Origin of the sequence: Litorihabitans aurantiacus (assembly GCF_030161595.1) — a bacterium.
GTDB classification, from domain to species: domain Bacteria; phylum Actinomycetota; class Actinomycetes; order Actinomycetales; family Beutenbergiaceae; genus Litorihabitans; species Litorihabitans aurantiacus.
In genome coordinates, this window is sequence record NZ_BSUM01000001.1 from 2,600,138 (window position 1) to 2,618,808 (window position 18,671).

The 18,671-nt window shown below is 72.7% G+C and carries 16 protein-coding genes and 2 pseudogenes; 7 read left to right on the forward strand and 11 right to left on the reverse strand.

All coding sequences use genetic code 11. The annotated features are described in order from the left end of the window. Window positions 1-10: 10 nt before the first annotated feature. From QQK22_RS12365 to QQK22_RS12405, 9 genes and pseudogenes are all read right to left on the reverse strand, one after another. Window positions 11-882: pseudogene (locus QQK22_RS12365) on the reverse strand (ATP-binding cassette domain-containing protein). Then, window positions 882-2,699 carry a dipeptide/oligopeptide/nickel ABC transporter permease/ATP-binding protein gene (locus QQK22_RS12370; protein ID WP_284251226.1) on the reverse strand — a complete coding sequence of 606 codons (1,818 nt, stop codon included), beginning with the start codon at window positions 2,697-2,699 and terminating at the stop codon, window positions 882-884. Before QQK22_RS12370 ends, QQK22_RS12365 begins: the two are co-directional and overlap by 1 nt. Further along, entirely contained in the window at window positions 2,696-3,637 is a 942-nt protein-coding gene (locus QQK22_RS12375) for an ABC transporter permease (RefSeq protein WP_284251227.1), read from the reverse strand. The genes QQK22_RS12370 and QQK22_RS12375 overlap by 4 nt, the downstream gene beginning before the upstream one ends. A 67-nt stretch (window positions 3,638-3,704) precedes the next feature. Next, window positions 3,705-5,243 carry an ABC transporter substrate-binding protein gene (locus tag QQK22_RS12380; RefSeq protein WP_284251228.1) on the reverse strand — a complete coding sequence of 513 codons (1,539 nt, stop codon included), beginning with the start codon at window positions 5,241-5,243 and terminating at the stop codon, window positions 3,705-3,707. A gap of 86 nt (window positions 5,244-5,329) precedes the next feature. Then, entirely contained in the window at window positions 5,330-6,496 is a 1,167-nt protein-coding gene (locus QQK22_RS12385; RefSeq protein WP_284251229.1) for a Gfo/Idh/MocA family protein, read from the reverse strand. After that, window positions 6,493-7,521 (reverse strand): Gfo/Idh/MocA family protein, encoded by a 1,029-nt coding sequence (locus QQK22_RS12390; RefSeq protein WP_284251230.1) that lies wholly within the window; start codon window positions 7,519-7,521, stop codon window positions 6,493-6,495. The genes QQK22_RS12385 and QQK22_RS12390 overlap by 4 nt, the downstream gene beginning before the upstream one ends. Beyond that, on the reverse strand, window positions 7,518-8,360 hold the full coding sequence (locus QQK22_RS12395; RefSeq protein WP_284251231.1) for a sugar phosphate isomerase/epimerase family protein: 843 nt from the start codon (window positions 8,358-8,360) through the stop codon (window positions 7,518-7,520). The genes QQK22_RS12390 and QQK22_RS12395 overlap by 4 nt, the downstream gene beginning before the upstream one ends. Then, window positions 8,357-9,925, reverse strand: coding sequence for a GMC family oxidoreductase (locus QQK22_RS12400; protein WP_284251232.1), 1,569 nt, complete (start codon window positions 9,923-9,925; stop codon window positions 8,357-8,359). Before QQK22_RS12400 ends, QQK22_RS12395 begins: the two co-directional genes overlap by 4 nt. A gap of 129 nt (window positions 9,926-10,054) precedes the next feature. Continuing rightward, window positions 10,055-10,966, reverse strand: coding sequence for a LysR family transcriptional regulator (locus QQK22_RS12405; protein WP_284251233.1), 912 nt, complete (start codon window positions 10,964-10,966; stop codon window positions 10,055-10,057). Between the two features lie 318 nt (window positions 10,967-11,284). Between QQK22_RS12405 and QQK22_RS12410 the strand changes: the two are divergent. Then, window positions 11,285-11,593: pseudogene (locus tag QQK22_RS12410) on the forward strand (FAD-dependent oxidoreductase); the annotation flags it as partial. 11 nt (window positions 11,594-11,604) lie between these two features. Here the strand turns inward: QQK22_RS12410 and QQK22_RS12415 are convergent. Next, entirely contained in the window at window positions 11,605-12,318 is a 714-nt protein-coding gene (locus QQK22_RS12415) for a hypothetical protein (RefSeq protein WP_284252837.1), read from the reverse strand. 47 nt (window positions 12,319-12,365) lie between these two features. Here QQK22_RS12415 and QQK22_RS12420 point away from each other — a divergent pair, with 47 nt between their 5' ends. Genes QQK22_RS12420 through QQK22_RS12445 form a run of 6 tightly spaced genes read left to right on the forward strand, consistent with a single transcriptional unit; the run spans window position 12,366 to window position 16,300 of the window. Further along, complete coding sequence (locus QQK22_RS12420) at window positions 12,366-12,521, forward strand: hypothetical protein (protein ID WP_284252839.1); 156 nt, start codon at window positions 12,366-12,368, stop codon at window positions 12,519-12,521. After that, on the forward strand, window positions 12,518-12,961 hold the full coding sequence (locus QQK22_RS12425; RefSeq protein ID WP_284252743.1) for a RidA family protein: 444 nt from the start codon (window positions 12,518-12,520) through the stop codon (window positions 12,959-12,961). Before QQK22_RS12420 ends, QQK22_RS12425 begins: the two co-directional genes overlap by 4 nt. Continuing rightward, on the forward strand, window positions 12,958-13,629 hold the full coding sequence (locus QQK22_RS12430) for a DUF1028 domain-containing protein (protein WP_284251234.1): 672 nt from the start codon (window positions 12,958-12,960) through the stop codon (window positions 13,627-13,629). The genes QQK22_RS12425 and QQK22_RS12430 overlap by 4 nt, the downstream gene beginning before the upstream one ends. Beyond that, window positions 13,629-14,009 (forward strand): hypothetical protein, encoded by a 381-nt coding sequence (locus QQK22_RS12435; RefSeq protein WP_284251235.1) that lies wholly within the window; start codon window positions 13,629-13,631, stop codon window positions 14,007-14,009. The genes QQK22_RS12430 and QQK22_RS12435 overlap by 1 nt, the downstream gene beginning before the upstream one ends. A gap of 40 nt (window positions 14,010-14,049) precedes the next feature. After that, window positions 14,050-14,838 carry a peptidase dimerization domain-containing protein gene (locus tag QQK22_RS12440; protein ID WP_284251236.1) on the forward strand — a complete coding sequence of 263 codons (789 nt, stop codon included), beginning with the start codon at window positions 14,050-14,052 and terminating at the stop codon, window positions 14,836-14,838. Further along, window positions 14,822-16,300 (forward strand): aldehyde dehydrogenase, encoded by a 1,479-nt coding sequence (locus QQK22_RS12445; RefSeq protein WP_284251237.1) that lies wholly within the window; start codon window positions 14,822-14,824, stop codon window positions 16,298-16,300. Before QQK22_RS12440 ends, QQK22_RS12445 begins: the two co-directional genes overlap by 17 nt. A 39-nt stretch (window positions 16,301-16,339) precedes the next feature. Here QQK22_RS12445 and QQK22_RS12450 read toward each other — a convergent pair whose 3' ends face one another. Next, window positions 16,340-18,640 carry a sodium-translocating pyrophosphatase gene (locus QQK22_RS12450; protein WP_284251238.1) on the reverse strand — a complete coding sequence of 767 codons (2,301 nt, stop codon included), beginning with the start codon at window positions 18,638-18,640 and terminating at the stop codon, window positions 16,340-16,342. Between the last annotated feature and the right edge of the window lie 31 nt (window positions 18,641-18,671).

Genomic DNA, 18,671 nt, shown 5'->3' on the forward strand with positions numbered 1-18,671 from the left:
GCGGTCGCGATCAGGCGACGTCGGCCACCCGGTCGACCTGGTCGGGCGGTACGGTCCCGTCGAGCAGCGCACGCCGGGCACGGCGCCGCTCCGCCTGACGCTCCGGATCGGGGACGGGCGACGCCAGCACCAGCCGCTGCGTGTAGGGGTGCTCGGGGTGCCGCGTCACCTGCTCGGCGCTGCCGGTCTCGACGATCTCGCCCCGGTAGAGGACCGTGACGTCGTGACTGACGTGGCGCACGACGTCAAGGTCGTGTGAGATGAAGAGGTAGGAGACCTCGGTCTCCCGCTGGATCTCGAGGAAGAGGTCCAGCACACGGGCCTGCGTCGACAGGTCGAGCGCGCTCACCGGCTCGTCGCAGACGATGAGCTTCGGTCGCAGCGCGAGCGCCCGCGCGATGGCCACCCGCTGGCGCTGACCGCCCGAGAAGTCGCGCGGCAGCCGCCGCGCGGCGTCCGCGGGGAGGCCCACCTGGTCCAGGAGCTCGGTGATGCGGGCACGCGCCTGCGCCCCCGCACGCCCTGGACCACGAGGGGCTCGGCCAGGATCGCTCCGACCTCCATCGCGGGGTTCAGCGAGGTGTAGGGGTCCTGGAAGACCACCTGGATCTCGCTGCTCAGCGCCCGACGCTGCCGACGCGTGGGGTGGGAGATGTTGCGACCCTCGAACGCGATGGTGCCCGCCGTGACCGGTGCGAGGCCCAGGAGGGAACGACCCAGGGTGGTCTTCCCGGATCCGGACTCCCCCACCAGCCCCAGGGTCTCCCCGCGGCGGATGGTGAGCGAGACGTCGTCTAGCACCCGGGTCGGTCGACCCCGGAAGCCTCGCCCGGGGTAGTCCACGACGAGGGAGTCCACGGTGAGCAGCTCTGCGGGGAGCATCACGAGAGCCTCGCCCCCGACGTCTCGTCCGCCCGCGTCAGCATCGTCATCGGTTCCCGTCCCTCCAGCATCGAGTCGAGCAGCATCCTGGTGTAGGGGTGCTGCGGGTGACGGAGCACGTCGCCGACCTCGCCGGTCTCCACGACCCGCCCCGTCTGCATCACGACCACGCGGTTGGCGAGGTCGGCGACCACCCCGAAGTTGTGCGTCACGAGAATCACGCCCATCCCGGTCCTGCGCTGCAGGTCGCGCAGCAGGTCGAGCACCTCCGCCTGGACCGTGACGTCGAGCGCCGTGGTCGGCTCATCGGCGATGATCAGGTCCGGCTCGCAGCTCAGCGCGCCTGCGATCAGCACGCGCTGCGCCATGCCGCCCGAGATCTCGTGGGCGTGCAGGTGGTAGGTGCGCTCCGGGTCGACGATCCCGACCGTCGCCAGCAGCTCCACGACCCGCCGTCTGGCCTCCGCTCTCGACATCCCCTGCTGCACGCGCAGCGGGCGCGAGAGCTGGTGGCCGATCGTGAAGTTGGGGTCCAGGTTCGACATGGGTTCCTGGGGGACGTATGCGATGCGTCGACCACGCAGCGGCGCCACCCGCTCCTGGGGCACGCGGTCCTCGCCGGGAGCGACGAGGTGGACGCCGTCGAACTGGATCGATCCGGCAAGGATCTCGGCGTTGGCGGGCAGGAGCCCGAGGATCGAGAAGGCGGTCTGCGACTTCCCCGAGCCCGACTCGCCGACGATGGCGAGCACCTCACCGCGGTCTACGCGGAAGGAGACGTCCTCGACGACCCGTCTCGTGCTCCCGTCGGCCTGCGGGTAGCCGACGGCGAGCCCGTCGACGACGACCAGGTGGTCGGCGCCGCCGGAAGGCGCGAGAACGGGAACGGGCGTGCGGCGACGCAGGGCGGCCCGCACCCCGCCCGGACCGGTGCGAGCGGGACGACGACGGCGCCGCGCCCCCGGTACACCGTCCTCGAGCGCGTCGCGCAGGGCGTTCGCGAGCAGCACGAGCGCCCCGGTGGTGACGCCGATGAGGACGGCCGGGACGGTGATGAGCAGCGGGGTGGTGTAGATGTTGCGGAAGCCTTCGTTCAGCATCGTGCCCCAGCTGGCCTCGGACGGGTCGCCGAGGCCGAGGAACTGCAGCCCCGCCTGGATCGAGATCGCCACCCCGACCGTGATGGCGGTCTGGATGATCACCGGGGCACGGACGACCGAGACGACGTGGCGCGCGATGATCCGTCCGTCCGAGAGTCCGGCGACCCGCGCGGCGTCGATGTAGAGCTCGCCGCGCACCGACTGCACGGCGCTGCGGGTCAGCCGGAAGAACCCGGGACTCAGCATCACGCCGAAAACGACCATGCTGATCCAGACCGACGGACCGAGCGCGGCGCGGACGGCGAGCAGCACGATGATGTTGGGCAGGCTCATCAGCATCCCGGCGAACCAGCTCGCGACCGTGTCGAACCGGCCGCCGAAGTACCCGGCCGTCAGGCCCGCCGGCAGCCCGATGGCGATCGCGACGACGGCGCACAGCGCGCCGGAGACGATGGTCAGCTGCGTGCCGTAGAGGGCCCGGCTGAAGGTGTCACGGCCCGCGGAGTCGGTGCCCCACAGGTGGTCCGACGAAGGACCCGCGAGCGGTCGCGCGATGTCGGCGAAGTTCTGGTCGTACGGGGCGAGGGTGGGACCCAGGACGGTGAGGGCGAGCAGCACGCCGAGCGCCGCGAGGGAGACGACGGCGAGCGGGTTGCGCAGCAGTCTTCGCAGGACGCCGGAGCGCCGGGCGTCGTTCGAGGGACTCGAACCGGTCATGAGACACGCACCTTGGGGTTGAGCCAGCCGTTGAGGAGGTCGACGAGCAGGTTGACGACCACCACCACGACGACGGTGTAGATGACGACGCCCATCACGACGGGGACGTCGCCCTGCTGCGTCGCGGGGACGGCGAGACTTCCGATCCCCGGCAGCGCCACGATGCTCTCGATGATGACCACGCCGCCGAGCATCCCGATGAACTGGAGGCTCAGGACGGTCAGTGCCGCGGGCGAGGCCCCGCGCAGGACGTAGGTGAGCAGGATCTCCCGCTCCGAGATGCCCCGGCTCCGCAGCGTGCGGACGGAGTCGCGCTCGTACTGCTTGATGACGGCGCTGCGCACCTGCTGGGCGCTGGAGGCGACGGCGTTGAGCACCAGCGCGACCACCGGGAGCGTCAGCGACAGGACCCAGGCCGACGGTGGCGCACCGGGACCGATCGTGCTCGTCGCGGGAAACACTCCTGCCTGGATCGCGAGCGCGATCACCAGCAGGAGGGCGATCACGAAGCCGGGGATCGCGTCGCAGACGACGGCGACCGCCTGCAGCGCCCGGTCGATCCACCCGCGCCGCACGGCGGCGGCCACCCCGATGACGAGGGCGAGCAGACCGGTCAGCACGATCGCCGTCGTGATCAGGACGAGCGTGACCGGGAGTCGGCTGAGGATCGAGTCCGTGACGGACTGCGACCCGAACCAGGAGCGCCCGAGGTCCCCGCGAACGGCGGCACCTGCCCAGTCGAGATAGCGCTCGGCCAGCGGACGGTCGAGACCGAGCTCCTGCGCCTTGAGGAGCACCTGGTCCTCGGTGGCGAACTCGCCGAGGATGTTGCGGGCGACGTTGGTCCCGGAGGCGAAGAGCAGCGCGTAGGCGAGCATGCTGATCACCACGAGCAGCACGACGCCGGCTCCGAGTCGCCGCAGCGTGAAGGCGATCATGGGTGGACCTTTCTGGTGCGCCGACCGCCGCGGGGCGTGGTCGGGCGACCGCGCCCCGCGGCGGGACTCATGCGGCGGGCGAGAAGTTGTAGATCGAGGGGACGGCCGACTGCACCTGCGGCAGCACCGTGACGCTCGTGTCCGTGAAGTAGATCTGCGAGCGCCGGTACAACGGCGCGGTCCAGGCGTTCTCGACCACGTAGCGGTTGACCTCGACCGCCGCGGCGTCGCTGGCCTCCTCGTCGGCGGCGTTCGCGACCTCGTCGAGGAGCGTGTCGAGCTCCGGCGTCGTGGTGTCGAAGACGTTGTAGAGGGAGTCGGTGGAGACGAACTGGTTGATCGCCACCCACGCCTCCGCCTGGAACAGACCGTAGAACGCGGACGTGTACTTGCCGCTGGTGATCTCGGTGACGTAGTCCTGCGACGGGACGGCGACGGGCTCCAGCGTGATGCCGACCTCGCCCAGCTGCTGGGACAGCACCGCGAACGTGGTCTCGTACAACGGCATGCTCGGCAGCGTGAGCGTCACACCGTCGGCGTATCCGGCCTCGGTCAGCAGCTCGCGCGCCCGCTCGGGGTCGTAGGGGTAGTAGTCGTCGAGCTCGGGGTCGAACGCGCCGGAGTCCTCACCGAACGGCTGCGACGTGACGACGCCGTGACCGAGCTGCAGCGTGGCCAGGAGCGCCTCACGGTCCAGGGCGTGGTTGACCGCCTGCCGCACCCGCACGTCGGCGAGCCCGGGCTCCATGGTGCCGTCGCGGTCGAGCAGCATCAGCCCCATCCAGTCGACCTGCGACTCCACGAGGGTGAGACCCGCGCCCTCGAGCTGGGCGATCGATGCCGGCTCGACCAGCGTCGCGTTCACCTGACCGGAGATGAGCGCGTTCGCACGGGCCGTGACGTCGGCGAGGAGACGCAGGGTCACGCCGCCGAACTTCTGCAGGTCGGGGTTCCAGTAGTCCTCGCGCGCCGTGAAGACGTACTGCGAGCCCGCGACGGACTGCGCCGTGTCCATCACGTACGGCCCGCTCCCGACGGGGACGCTGCCGATGTCATCGCCCTCGAGCGTGTCCGGGCTCCCCATCAGACCGGCGGCCTGGCTGAGGAAGTAGGTGAAGGCCGGGTCGGGGCGCGTCAGGGTGACCTCGACGGTGTCGGCGTCCACAGCGACGGCGCCGGCGTAGTTGGTCAGCTGGGCGGCCTGGCGGCCGTTGGCGCCCTTGAAGTGCTCGAAGTTGGCCACGACGGCGTCGGCGTCGAAGGCGGCGCCGTCGGAGAAGGTGACGTCGTCGCGCAGCTCGAGCGTGAGCACCGTCCGGCTGTCGTCGTAGTTCCACTCGGTCGCGAGCATCGGGGAGAGCTCGCCGTCGGGCTCGCGCAGCAGGAGCGAGTCGTAGGCGACCTGGTAGGGCTGGAGGTTGTGGCCGACGTGCGCCATCGCGGGGTCCCAGTCGGGCACGTCGTACAGCATCCCGATGGACAGGACCTGGTCGGTCCCGGCGCCCCCGCCGACGGACGACGCCGGTGGGGCGTCGCCGCCCGAGCAGCCGGCGAGCAGAGCTCCTGCGGCGACGGCCGCGGCGGCCGTCCTGACACGAACGTTCATGGTCTCTCCTAGCGTGGGCGAAGCGGGGTGGGTGGGAGGGAACGGGGAGGAGCGGGAGTGGGGAGGTCGTCGAGGGGCCCGGCCCGTCAGGTGCGGGTGGGGAACAGCCCCTCGCGGCGGATGCGGTCGTCGAGCTCCGCGAGGAACTCGGCGGGGTCGTGGTCGAGCGGCACCTCGCGTCCGGTCCAGCCAGAGAGGTGGACGGCGTTGGCGAGCCGGACCCCGTGGATGCCGTCGCTGCCGGGCGCGACGAGCGGTTCGCCGTCGAGCACGGCGCGGGCGAAGTTCGCGAGGACGACGGCGTGCTGGTCGCCGAACCGGGAGACGTGTTCGATCTCCTCGACCTCGTACAGGTCGGAGACGTCGGTCTCGCCTCGGAAGATGCCGCGCATCTGCTCGGTCGGCAGCTCGGCGCTGATCTGCTCCTCGGGACGGACCAGGCGCGTGATGGTGGCGCGCCGGCTGTCGTCGACGACGATCTTGCCCCGGTCGCCGAGGATCTCGAGGCGGTCGGTCCCGACCAGGTCGTGCGTGCCGGTGATGAAGACCCCGGTGACGCCGTCGCCGTAGTCGGCCAGCACCGTGACCTCGTTCTCGACGGCGATCTCGCGTCGGAAGCCCTCGGCCACCTTGGCCGTCACGGTGCGTGGCCGACCGCAGATCCACTGCCACAGGTCGAGCTGGTGCGGCGCCTGGTTGACGAGCACGCCGCCACCCTCGCCACCCCAGGTGGCGCGCCACTCGCTCTGGTCGTAGTAGCCCTGCGGCCGCCACCAGCTCGTCATGATCCACGTGCTGCGTCGGATCTCGCCGATCTCACCGCCGTCGACGATCGCCTTGAGGCGCTGGTACAGCGGGTTGACGCGCTGGTTGAACATGATCGCGAAGACCAGGTCCGGGTGCTGCGCCGCGCAGGTGTTCAGCTCCTCGACCTGCGCCGTGTAGACGCCCGCCGGCTTCTCCACCATCACGTGCAGGCCGGCGCGCAGCGCGGCGATCCCCATCTCGGGGTGCAGGAAGTGCGGGACGGTGGTGACGATCGCGTCCACGAGGCCGGCCGTCAGGAGCGCGTCGAGGCTGTCGAGCACGGGTGCGTCGGGGTGCTCGGCCGCCGCGAGGGCGCGCCGCTCGGGGTCGGTGTCGACGATCGCGCCGAGGACCGTGTCCGCCACGCGCCCCTGCGCCAGGAGCCCGGCGTACAGGCCGCCCTGGGATCCGTAGCCGATGATGCCGAGCCTGACCTGCTGCGTCATGAGATGTCCTTCCGGAGGGTCCCGCCGCGCTCCGGGAACGAGGCCGCGTAGACGGCGGCGATGGTGGCGAGGGTGTCGATGCCGGCGTCGAGGCCGATCCAGAACGGTGCGGCCGCGTCGAGGCCGGCGTGGAAGTCGTCGATCAGGAGGGCGTGCGAGGCACCCCAGTAGCTGCGGCCGGCGTGGCGCGGGGCGTCGTCGAGGACGACCTCGGCGGTACCGTCGGCGTGCTCGATCCGCAGGTCCTCCTGGAGGACGGCGACGGCGTCGCGCGTCACGACCTCGAGCCGCACCGGAGCGTTGCGTGCGTGTCCGAGCGTGGCGAACAGGGTGCTGCGGGCGCCGCCGCGGTGGGTCAGGCTCAGCTCCGCGGTGTCCTCGACCTCGATGTGCTGCGAGAGGCTGCGGGTCGCCGCGCTGCCGGAGCGCGCCTCGACCGGCGGCAGCAGCCACTGCAGGAGGTCGAGCGTGTGGATGGCCTGGTTCATCAGCAGGCCGCCACCACCGCCCGCCCAGGTCCCGCGCCACGGCCGCGCCCGGTAGTACTCGCCCGTGCGTCTCCACAGCACCTGGGCGCTCGCCCCCAGCACCGGGCCGAGGTCACCGGACCGGAGCCGCTCGGCCAGCGCGCGGACCGGCCGGTTGTAGCGGTTCTGGAAGCAGACGGCGAGCTTGCCCCGGCTCCGTCGCTCGGCCGCCGCGATGCGGTGGGCCGCCTCCAGCGAGTCCGCGAGGGGCTTCTCGATCAGGACGCTCACGTCGGCCTGGAGCGCGGCGACGGCGACCGGTGCGTGCTGGTGGTGCGGGGTGCAGACGTGCACGACGTCGGGGCGCACCGCCGCGACGAGCTCCTCGACCCCGGCGAACCCGGGCACGGACCACGTCCGCGACGCCGCCTCCCGGCGCCCGGTGTCGACGTCCGCGACACCCACCAGCTCGGAGCCCTCGCGCTCGGCGATCGCACGCAGGTGGACGATCGAGACGTCCCCGCAGCCGACGACGGCGGCGCGCACCGACCCGGTCATCGTGCCTCGATCCCCAGGTCGCGCAGCACGTCGGCCAGCGCGCGCGCCGCCTCACCGAACGCGGCGGGCCCGGAGAAGCCACCGAGCGCGTGAGCCTGGGCGAGGTGCGGCTCGAGGGAGACGAATCCGGTGTACCCGCGGTCGCGCAGCGCACGGACCGTGGCGGCGACCTGACCGTCGCCGCGCCCGGCCGGGACGACCTCGCCGGTGGCGGCGACGGCATCCTTGACCTGCAGGTAGTCGACGTACCGGGCCAGGAGCTCGAATCCGTCGTCGTGCGGCCGGGCGACCCCGACCTGCACGAAGTTCGCACTGTCCCAGGCGAGGCGGAGCGCGGGCGAGTCCACAGCGGTGACGAGGTCGTGGACCCTCTCCGGGGTGTCGCCGTAGATGTCCTTCTCGTTCTCGTGCAGCAGCGTGACACCCGCCGCCGCAGCTTCGGCGGCCAGCGCCGACATCGCCCGCAGCACCGCCTCGCGCGTGCTCGCCACGGGGACGTCCGGACCGCGGAAGAACGAGAAGACGCGGATGTTGGTGGTGCCGAGGACGGTTGCGACAGCGATCACGCGACGCAGCCGGGCGAGTTCGAGCTCGAGGTCGGAGGCGATGTCGACCTTGCCGATCGGGGAGGCCACGGCGCTGACGCCGAGCCCGGCTCCGCGCAGCACGGCGGCGAGCCGGTCGACCTGCGCGTCGGTGAGGTCGACGACGTTCACGCCCCAGGCGCTGCGGACCTCGACGTGCGAGGCCCCGAGCGCGAGCAGGACGGCCACCTGCACCTCGGGGTCGGGGGAGATCTCGTCACCGAACCCGGACAGCTGCCAGGGTGTCGTCGTCATCGGGTCGCTCCTGCGCTGGTGGTCGGGCGTCGGTCGGGTACGACGGCGGCATCGGCCCGGAGGAGGTCGACGGCCCGCTCGGCGAGAGCCATGACCGTCCCGACGGGGTTGAGTGCGGTGACCGTCGGGAACGCCGACGCGTCCGCGACGCGCAACCCCGTGATCCCGCGCACCCGCAGCCGGCTGTCGAGGACGGCGCCGGCGTCGTCGTCGGCGCCCATGCGGGCGGTGCACGAGACGTGGTAGACGGTCTGGTGGGTGGCCCGGAGGACGGCCGAGAGCTCCTCCTCGCCCACCACGTCGGGTCCGGGGAAGACCTCGCGCACGAGGTGGTCGGCGAACGGCGCCTGCTGCGCCACGAGCCGTGCGCGCCGCACGCCCTCGACCAGCATGCGCTCGTCACGACCCTCCGGGTCGGTGAAGGCGCGGTAGTCGATCGAGGGAGCGACGTTCGCGTCGGGCGACGTGATCCAGACCCGACCGCGGCTGCGCGGCTTGGCGACGTTCGGCGCGAAGGAGACGTGGTTCTCGGGGATCTGCGCGCCGTACCGCTCGGCGTGCACGGCCCACGCGTGGAGCGGGATGTGGGTCGAGACGTCGGGGGTGGCGCTGTCCGGATCCACCCGCAGCGTGTAGCCGGCGTCCCAGCCGGTGGCGCAGACGTCGCTGCGCTCGCCGCGGGCCTCCCACACGATGAGGCCCTCCGCGTGGTCCTGCAGGTTCTCGCCCACGCCGGGCAGGTCGAGCACGACGTCGACGCCCGCCTCGCGCAGGACGGCCGCGGGCCCGATGCCGGAGCGCATCAGCAGCGCGGGCGTGTCGATCGCGCCGCAGGCGAGGACGACCTCGCGGCGCGCGCGGAGCTCGCGCACGTCGCCGTCGGCCGTGCGCACGCGGACGCCGACGGCACGGCCGTCCTCGATCACGAGCCGCTCGGTCAGGGTCGAGACGAGCAGGGTGAGGTTGGGGCGGTCGAGCGCCGGGCGCAGGTACGTGCTCGACGTCGAGGAGCGCGCGTTGGTGGCCGGGTCGTAACCGATCTCGAAGAAGCCCGCCCCCTCGAGGACGTCGGTGTCGTTCCACGTCTCCCGCAGCGGCAGGTCGAGCGCGGCGGCGGCCGCGGCGACGGCGTCGGCGACGTAGGGGTTGCGGTCCTGCGGCGCGACGGGGGTGATCGGGGCGAGGAGACGGTCGAAGCACGCGCTCATCACGTCGTGGCCCCAGCCCTGGACGCCGAGGTCTGCCCACTCCAGCAGGTCACCGCGCAGCGGGCGCCAGCTGATCATCGTGTTGGCCGTGGAGCAACCCCCGAGGATGCGCAGGCGCGCCTGCCGGATGAAGGAGTTGCCGCGCTCCTGCGGGACGCTGCGATAGTCGAGGTCGTACTCGCCCTCGAGCATCTCGTCCCAGCGCCGGATCGAGTGCGCCCGTTCCTCGTGCTCGTCGGACGGGCCGGCCTCGACCACCGTGACGGTGACGTCGGCGTCCTCGCTCAGCCGGGCACCGAGGATGCAGCCGGCGGTGCCGCCTCCGACGACGAGGTAGTCGGCGATCGTGTCGGGCATCGGTGGACCTCTCGCTCTCGTCCGGTTCGGGGTGGGTGGACTCAGCATCGAGACGGTGGGCGACGTCGACAAATCTCTTGTCGAGAACGTCGGGATCGAAGAATCAGATGGCGAAACAGCGCTGAAACCTCAGCGGCCCGGGGCTTCCTGGCCGACGGCGTGGGTCGCGACGGCGCGCCTGCACTCGTGGGCGAACAGCTCCGAGCGTCGGCTGCGCCGCGACTGCGTCCGGGCGCGGGCCAGGACGAGGTCGAGCGGCGCGACGGGCTCACGGATCTCCAGGCGCCGCAGCGCGGACCCGGCGTAGGTGTACTCGAGCTTGGGTTGCTGGTTGAGGACGGTGTACCCGTGCCCGCTCGCGACCATGGCGCGCACGGCCTCGAAGTTCTCGAACCGGAACCGGACCGTGGGTCGCAGGCCGAGCCGCGTGAACGCCTCGAGGAAGTAGTCGCGGCTCACCGGCAGGTCGAGGAGAACCATCGGCTCGCTCTCGAGCTCCGCCAGGCTGACGGCGTCGCGCGTGGCGAGCGGGTGGTCGCGGCCGACGGCGACGTACATCGGCACCGAGGCCAGGACCTCACGCTCCACCTCCGGCCCCAGACCGAGGTCGTAGGTCAGGGCGATCTCGATGGTTTCGTCCTGGAGCCTCTCCCCGATCTGCGGGGCGAACAGCTCGTGCACGTCGACCTCGACCTCGGGATGGCGCGCGCTCAGCGCGGTGATGATCGTGGGGAGGTAGAACGGGGCCAGCGTGCGGAAGCAGCCCACGGAGACCCGCCCCGCGGTGTTCTCCGGGCTGACGGCGCCCACGGCCTCGTCGACGTCGGCGAGGATGCGCCGTGCACGCTGGAGCAGCTCCGCACCCTTGTCGGTCACCTGCAGACCGCGCCCACGGCTGCGGATGACCAGGCGCGCCCCCAGCGCCTGCTCGAGGTTGGAGATCGACGTGGAGACGGCCGACTGCGCGACGTAGAGCTCCTCGGCCGCCCAGGTCATGCTGCCGAGCTCGGCGGCCACGACGAAGTTCCGGAGCTGGATCAACGTGATGTCGGGTCGTTTGCCAAAACGATGCATGAGAACCTCCCGTTTCCCATATGTTTCACAGGTGTTACGTGGCCCCCTACATCTATTTTCTAGATCCTAAGCTTCTCCGGGTCGTGGTTGCGACGCCCCGACCGGCCTTCTCAGACTCAAGCCGTCACCCCCCACGACGAAGGCACCTCACCTCCCATGCCCCCTCCCCGCACCGGCTCGCCCGACGACCAGCACGCCACCTCGAGCACCCCGACCCGCGCCCGCAACGTCCTCCCGGCCTCGACCGAGGTCGTCGTCGTCGGTGCCGGTCAGGCCGGCGTCGCCATGAGCGAGCACCTGAGCACCCTCGGCATCGACCACCTCGTGCTCGAGCGCGGTCGCGTCGGGGAGAGCTGGCGCTCGATGCGCTGGGACTCCCTGGTGGCGAACGGGCCGGCCTGGCACGACCGGTTCCCCGGCATGGAGCTCCCGGGCGTCGGCCCCGACGACTTCGCGACCAAGGACCAGATGGCCGACTACTTCGCGGCGTACGCCGCGTCGTTCGACGCCCCCGTGCGGACCGGTGTGGAGGTCCACCGCGTCCGCCGCGCCGTCGGCCGGCCGGGGTTCGAGGTCAGCACGAGCGCGGGCGACGTCTCCGCCCACTACGTCGTGGCGGCGACGGGTGCGTTCCAGAACCCGGCCGTCCCCCGCTCGTCCCGGCCGACCCCGACCTCCTCCAGCTGCACTCGAGCAACTACCGCAACCCCGACCAGCTCCCGCCCGGCGGGGTCCTCGTCGTGGGTGCCGGTTCCTCCGGCGTCCAGATCGCGCAGGAGATCCGCCGGTCCGGGCGCGAGGTTCACCTCTCCATCGGACCGCACGACCGGCCGCCGCGCCGCTACCGCGGGCGCGACTTCGTGTGGTGGCTCGGCGTGCTGGGCCAGTGGGACGCGGGCGCTCCGCCGCTGGGCGCGGAGCACGTCACGATCGCGGTCAGCGGGGCCGACGGCGGCCGGACCATCGACTTCCGCGACCTCGCCGCCGAGGGCATCACGCTGGTGGGCCGCACCTCCGCCGTCCGCGACGGCGTCGTGCACTTCGACGACGACCTGCGCTCCTCGATCGCCGCCGGTGACGCCTCCTACCTGCGGATGCTCGAGGACGCCGACGCCTACGTCGAGCGCAACGGCCTCGACCTCCCGCTCGAGCCCGAGGCGCACGACCTCGGTCCGGAGCCCGCCTGCGTGTCGCAGCCCGTGCGCTCGCTCGACCTGCGCCGCGCCGGTGTCCGCACCGTGCTGTGGGCGACCGGTTTCACGTCCGACTACTCGTGGCTCGAGCTCGACGCGTTCGACGAGCGCGGGCGGCCGCGGCACCACCGCGGTGTCTCGAGCGAGCCCGGTCTCTACTTCCTGGGCCTGCCGTGGCAGTCCCGGCGCGGCTCGAGCTTCGTGTGGGGGTGTGGCACGACGCCAAGCACCTCGGCGAGCAGATCGCGATCCAGCGCGGCTACCGGGCCTACCCCGAGCCGATCGCCGCCACCCCCGCCCGCCACCTCGAGACGGAGTCGATCCGATGACCACGCACACCCGTATCCGCCCCTTCAACACCCGCGAGACCTACCCCGAGCAGAATCTCGACAACGACCTCTGCCAGGCGGTCGTCGCGGGCGGGGTGGTCTACCTGCGCGGGCAGATCGGCCAGGACCTCGACACCCGCGAGAGCGTCGGGATCGGCGACGTCGAGGCGCAGGCGGAGAAGGCGATGGCCAACATCGCGATGCTGCTGGACGAGGCGGGTTCGCGGCTCGCCGACGTCGTCAAGGTCACGGTCTACCTCACCGACATCCGCTACCGCGAGACCGTCTACCGCGTCATGGGCCGCTGGCTCACCGGCGTGTTCCCCGTCTCCACCGGCATCGTCGTGGACGCGCTCGCGCGACCGGAGTGGCTCGTGGAGATCGACGCCACCGCGGTGATCAGCGAGGCCCCGAGCACGACCACGGAGCTCCCCGCGTGACGCTCTCGCTGGTCGCCCGTGGTGAGGGTGGCGCCTTCGGCATGGTCGTCGCCTCCTCGAGCCCCGCCGTCGCCGCGCGCTGCCTGCACCTGCGCCCGGGCGTCGGGGCGGCGGCGTCCCAGAACGTCACCGACCCGGGTCTCGGCCCGGCTCTGCTCGACCTGATGGCCGAGGGCACGTTCGCGCCCGACGCCGTCGCCACCCTCGCCTCGCGGGCGCCGTTCGCGCAGCACCGCCAGATCACCGCGGTCGACACGACCGGCCGCACCGGGGTCCACACCGGTGCCGACGCGCTCGGGGTCGTCGGGTCGAGCGCCGACGAGAACTGCCTCGCCGCGGGGAACCTGCTCGACAACCCGGAGGTGCTGGAGGCGATGACCACGGCGTTCCGGGAGAGCGCCGGGACGCCGCTCGAGCGCCGCCTCCTCGCGGCGCTGCAGGCGGGGCTCGACCGCGGCGGAGAGGCCGGACCGCTGCGCTCGGCCGGGCTCGCCGTCGTGGAGGACGTCGCCTGGCGCACCACGGACCTGCGGGTCGACGACCACGATCGGCCCGTGGCGGAGCTGGGACGCCTCCTCGACCTCTGGATGCCCCAGAAGCAGGACTACCTCGACCGCGCCCTCCGGCCGGGTGCTGCGCCGTCGTACGGCGTGCCCGGGGACGAGTGATGGGCGGGCCGGCAGGGGCCGCGGCGCTCGGGCGACGCGCCCACGAGAGCGTCACCGCCGCGCGCGCCGAGGTCCTCGGCGTCAGCCACGCGCTGCACGCGGCACCGGAGACCGCGTGGCGGGAGCACGCGTCGGCGACGCTGCTCACCGACCACCTGCAGAGCCTGGGGATGTCGGTGTCCCGCGGCGTCGCCGACCTCCCCACCGCCTTCACGGCCACGGCCGGCGGGGGCGGCGCGACGTCGCCGTCGTGGCGGAGTACGACGCGCTCGCGGGTCTGGGGCACGCGTGCGGGCACAACATCATCGCCGCCGCCGCCGTCGGCACCGCGCACGGGCTGCTGCCGCTGCTCGACGATCTCGACCTCCGTCTCCACGTGATCGGCACCCCCGCCGAGGAGGAGGCGGCGGCAAGATCCACATGCTCGACGCCGGGGTCTTCGACGGTCTCGAGGTGGCGATGATGGTGCACCCCGGACCGACCGACGCCGTGTGGGCCAGACCGCTCGCGGTGGCGCACTTCGACGTCGTCTACACCGGCCGCGAGTCGCACGCCTCGGCCTACCCCACGCTCGGTGTCAACGCCGCCGACGCCTTCACCGTCGCGCAGGTCGCGATCGGTCTGCTGCGCCAGCAGCTGCCGGCGTCGGTGCGCGTGCACGGCGTCGTGCGCGAGGCGGGGACCGCGCCCAACGCCATCCCGGGGAGCGCGCGCGGCAGCTGGTACGTGCGCGCCGCCACCCTCGAGGACCTCGCCGTCGCCTTCGACCGGGTGACGGAGTGCTTCCGGGCCGGGGCGATCGCGACCGGGTGCTCGCTGGAGGTCGTCGAGACGAGCCCCCGCTACTCCGATTTCCGCAACGACGAGGCGCTCGTCGCCGCCTTCGCGGCCAACGCCGCCGCGCTCGGTCGCGACATGGACCTGGCCGAGGTGACCGGCCCCGGGATGAACACCGCCTCCACCGACATGGGCAACGTCTCGCGTCGCGTGCGCAGCATCCATCCGTACCTCGGTGTCGAGTCGGCTCCCGCGGTGAACCACCAGGCCGCGTTCGCCGACGCGACCGTGCGGCCCGCCGGGGACCGGGCCGCGCTCGACGGTGCGATCCTCATGGCGCAGACCCTGATCGACCACGCGCTCGGTGAGACCGCACCGACCGCGCAGACAGCACCGACCGCGAAGGAGCCCGCCCGTGCGCACGAGGGATGACTGGCAGGCGATCGCCGCCTCGATCACGCCGCGGACCGGGATCTGGGTCGACGGCGCCGCCACCGATGCCGCCGACGCCCGGACCTTCCCCACGACCGACCCCGCCACCGGTGCGACGATCGCGCACGTCGCGCGCGGCGGCGAGGCCGACGTCGACCGCGCCGTCCGCTCCGCCCGCCGGGCGTTCGACGACGGCGCCTGGTCCCGGTCGGACCCCGCGGACCGCAAGCGCGTGCTGCTGCGCCTGGCGGACCTGATCCGGGGGAACGCCGACGAGCTCGCCGTCCTGGACTCTCTCGACGGCGGCAAGCTGATCGGCGACACCACGAGCGTCGACGTCCCAGGCAGCGCGGCGATCCTGCAGTGGTACGCCGAGTCGGTCGACAAGGTGTACGGCGAGATCGCCCCCGTCTCGGGCGCCGACCTGGCGCTGGTGACCCGCGAGCCGGTCGGTGTCGTCGGCGCGGTCATCCCCTGGAACTACCCGCTCGAGATGGCGATCTGGAAGGTCGCGCCCGCGCTCGCCGCCGGCAACAGCGTCGTGCTCAAGCCGGCGGAGGAGACACCGCTGTCGGCGCTGCGTCTCGCGGAGCTCGCGACGGCGGCCGGGCTGCCCGACGGCGTGCTCAACGTCGTCCCCGGCCTCGGCCGGGAGGCGGGAGCCGCGCTCGGCCTGCACCCCGACGTCGACGTCATCACCTTCACGGGGTCGACCGCGGTCGGGAAGCTCTTCCTCGAGTACGCCGGACGCTCGACCATGAAGGCCGTGTGGCTCGAGTGCGGCGGCAAGAGCGCCAACCTGGTGTTCCCGGACGTGGCCGACCTCGACGCCGCGGCGGCGCGCGCGGCGGCGGGCATCTTCGCGTGCAGCGGCCAGGTGTGCTCGGCCAACTCCCGCCTGCTCGTGCACCGCAGCATCGCGGCGGAGATGGGCGAGCGCATCGCCGCGATCGCCAGGGACCTCACCGTGGGCCACCCGTTCGACCCCGCGTCCCGGATGGGGCCGCTGGTCAGCGAGACGCAGCGGCGGCGCGTCGACGACGCCGTCACCGCGGGTGCGGCGAGCGCGACGCTGCTGGCGGGTGGGCCGTCGGCGGGCGAGGGGTGCTTCGTGCCACCGACCGTCCTGGCCGACGTCGACCCCGCCGACCCGCTGTTCACCGACGAGATCTTCGGCCCGGTGCTCGCCATCACACCCTTCGACACCGAGGAGGAGGCGATCGCGCTCGCCAACCGCAGCGAGTACGGGTTGGCCGCATCGGTCTTCACCGACGACCTGCGGCGCGCGGTGCGCGTCTCGCGCCGGCTGCGGGTGGGGACCGTCTCCGTCAACACCGTGGACGCGCTCGACGTGACGACTCCCTTCGGCGGCGTCAAGCAGTCGGGCTTCGGCCGCGACCTCTCGCTGCACGCGATGGACAAGTTCACCGCGCTGAAGACCACCTGGATCGCGGGCGGCTGAGACCGCCCGACCCTCACGGGGCCCGCTCGGAACGCCGCCTCAGACCCGCGCCTCCTCCTCCGCCCGCCGCGTGTTCGCACGGTCGGTCCGAGTGGCGCGCAGCCGCGAGGCGACGACGGCGCCGCCCGCGATCGCCGCCGCGACCAGCGCGATGCCGATGCGCAGGGTGTGGTCGGGCTCCGCCGTCGCGCTCATCGTGACGATCGCCGGGGCGATCAGCACGGCCACGAGGTTCATCACCTTGATGAGGGGGTTGATCGCCGGTCCGGCGGTGTCCTTGAACGGGTCGCCGACGGTGTCCCCGATGACGGCGGCGGCGTGCTCGGGCGAGCCCTTCCCGCCGTGCGCCCCGTCCTCGATGATCTTCTTCGCGTTGTCCCACGCGCCGCCGGAGTTCGCCAGGAACACCGCCATCAGCACGCCGGCGCCGATCGACCCCGCGAGGAACCCCGCGAGCGGCCCCACGCCGAGACCGAAGCCGACGGCGATGGGCGCGAACGCCGCCAGGAGGCCCGGGGTGGCGAGCTCGCGCAGCGAGTCGCGAGTGCAGATGTCCACCACGCGCCCGTACTCGGGGCGCTGCGCGCCGGTCATGATGCCCGGCATCTCGCGGAACTGGCGGCGCACCTCCAGCACGATCGCACCGGCGGCGCGCGTGACGGCGTCGACCGCGAGGCCGGAGAACAGGAACACCGTCGCGGCCCCGAGGATCACGCCCACGAGCGTGATCGGCGAGATGATCGAGTAGGTCATCATCGCCGCGACCAGGGAGTCCGAGGCGAGGGCGACGTCGCCGCCGAGGTCGGTGAGCGCGTGGCTGACGGCGTCGGCGTACGAGCCGAACAGCGCGGTGGCGGCGAGCACCGCCGTCGCGATCGCGATGCCCTTCGTGATGGCCTTCGTGGTGTTCCCGACGGCGTCGAGGTCGGTGAGGATCGCGGCGCCGCCCTCGCTCACCTCGCCCGACATCTCGGCGATCCCCTGCGCGTTGTCGCTGACCGGCCCGAACGTGTCCATCGCGACGATGACGCCGACGGTCGTGAGGAGGCCGCAGCCCGCGACCGCGATGAGGAACAGCGACAGCCACACCGACCCGCCCGCGAGCAGGAAGACGCCGCAGATGGCCGCCGCGATGACGCCGGCGGTGTAGACGGCCGACTCGAAACCGACCCCGATGCCCGAGAGGACCACGGTGGCCGCCCCCGTGCGGGTGGTGGCGGCGACGTGCCGGGTGGGGCGCGTCGTCGTGCCCGTGTAGTAGCCGGTGATCGCGAGGATCACGCCGGCCAGGACCACGCCGATCGCGACGGCGGCCGCGACGACCAGCCGCGGGTCGCCGGTGACGTCACCGATGTCGGCGGTGCCCGCGACCTGGGAGAAGTCACCGGGCAGATAGACGAATGCGGCGATCGCGGCGAGGACGACGCCCGCACCCGCCGAGAGCGCGAAGCCGCGGTAGATCGCCTTCAGCCCGCTCTCGCCGCGGCGCACGCGGGTCAGCAGCACGCCGACGACGGCGACCACGGCGCCGATCGCCGTCACCACCAGCGGGAACACGAGCCCCTGCTCGCCCATCGCGGCGCGGCCCAGGATGAGTGCGGCCACGAGCGTGACGGCGTAGGACTCGAACAGGTCGGCGGCCATGCCGGCGCAGTCGCCCACGTTGTCCCCGACGTTGTCGGCGATGGTGGCGGCGTTGCGGGGGTCGTCCTCGGGGATGCCCTGCTCGACCTTGCCGACCAGGTCGGCTCCGACGTCGGCCGCCTTGGTGAAGATGCCGCCGCCCACGCGCATGAACATCGCCAGCAGCGCGGCACCGAAACCGAAGCCCTCGAGCACCGCGGGCGCCTCGATCCCGTAGGCGAGCACGACGGTGCCCGCCCCCAGCAGACCGAGCCCCACCACGCTCATCCCCACCACGCCGCCGGTGCGGAACGCGATGCGCGCGCCCACCTCCTGGCCGTCGGGCCGGTCCGCCGCGGCGGCCACGCGCAGGTTGGCGCGGACCGCGAGCCACATCCCGAGGTAGCCGATGGCGGCCGAGAACGCCGCGCCCAGGAGGAAGGCGACGGACCTGCCGACGCGGACGCCGCCGTCGCCCGGCAGGAGGAACAGGAGCGCGAACACGATCGCGGCGAACAGCGCGAGGGTGCGCAGCTGGCGCCGGAGGTAGGCGCTCGCGCCCTCCTGGATGGCGCGGGCGATGTCCTGCATCCGCGGTGAGCCCTCCGGTTCGGCGAGCACCTGGGTGCGCAGCACGGCGGCGACCGCGAGCGAGGCGAGGCCGAGCACCGCGACGGCGGCGACGATGACGAGGCTGGTGGTTCCCAGCTGGGGCATGAGTCCTCCTGCGTCCTGGGAGGCGGCGGGG

Coding starts and splice junctions, on each gene's coding strand:
- QQK22_RS12370 (WP_284251226.1), bottom strand. CDS start 2,699: ATGACCGGTTCGAGTCCCTCGAACGACGCCCGGCGCTCCGGCGTCCTG.
- QQK22_RS12375 (WP_284251227.1), bottom strand. CDS start 3,637: ATGATCGCCTTCACGCTGCGGCGACTCGGAGCCGGCGTCGTGCTGCTC.
- QQK22_RS12380 (WP_284251228.1), bottom strand. CDS start 5,243: ATGAACGTTCGTGTCAGGACGGCCGCCGCGGCCGTCGCCGCAGGAGCT.
- QQK22_RS12385 (WP_284251229.1), bottom strand. CDS start 6,496: ATGACGCAGCAGGTCAGGCTCGGCATCATCGGCTACGGATCCCAGGGC.
- QQK22_RS12390 (WP_284251230.1), bottom strand. CDS start 7,521: ATGACCGGGTCGGTGCGCGCCGCCGTCGTCGGCTGCGGGGACGTCTCG.
- QQK22_RS12395 (WP_284251231.1), bottom strand. CDS start 8,360: ATGACGACGACACCCTGGCAGCTGTCCGGGTTCGGTGACGAGATCTCC.
- QQK22_RS12400 (WP_284251232.1), bottom strand. CDS start 9,925: ATGCCCGACACGATCGCCGACTACCTCGTCGTCGGAGGCGGCACCGCC.
- QQK22_RS12425 (WP_284252743.1), top strand. CDS start 12,518: ATGACCACGCACACCCGTATCCGCCCCTTCAACACCCGCGAGACCTAC.
- QQK22_RS12435 (WP_284251235.1), top strand. CDS start 13,629: ATGGGCGGGCCGGCAGGGGCCGCGGCGCTCGGGCGACGCGCCCACGAG.
- QQK22_RS12440 (WP_284251236.1), top strand. CDS start 14,050: ATGCTCGACGCCGGGGTCTTCGACGGTCTCGAGGTGGCGATGATGGTG.
- QQK22_RS12450 (WP_284251238.1), bottom strand. CDS start 18,640: ATGCCCCAGCTGGGAACCACCAGCCTCGTCATCGTCGCCGCCGTCGCG.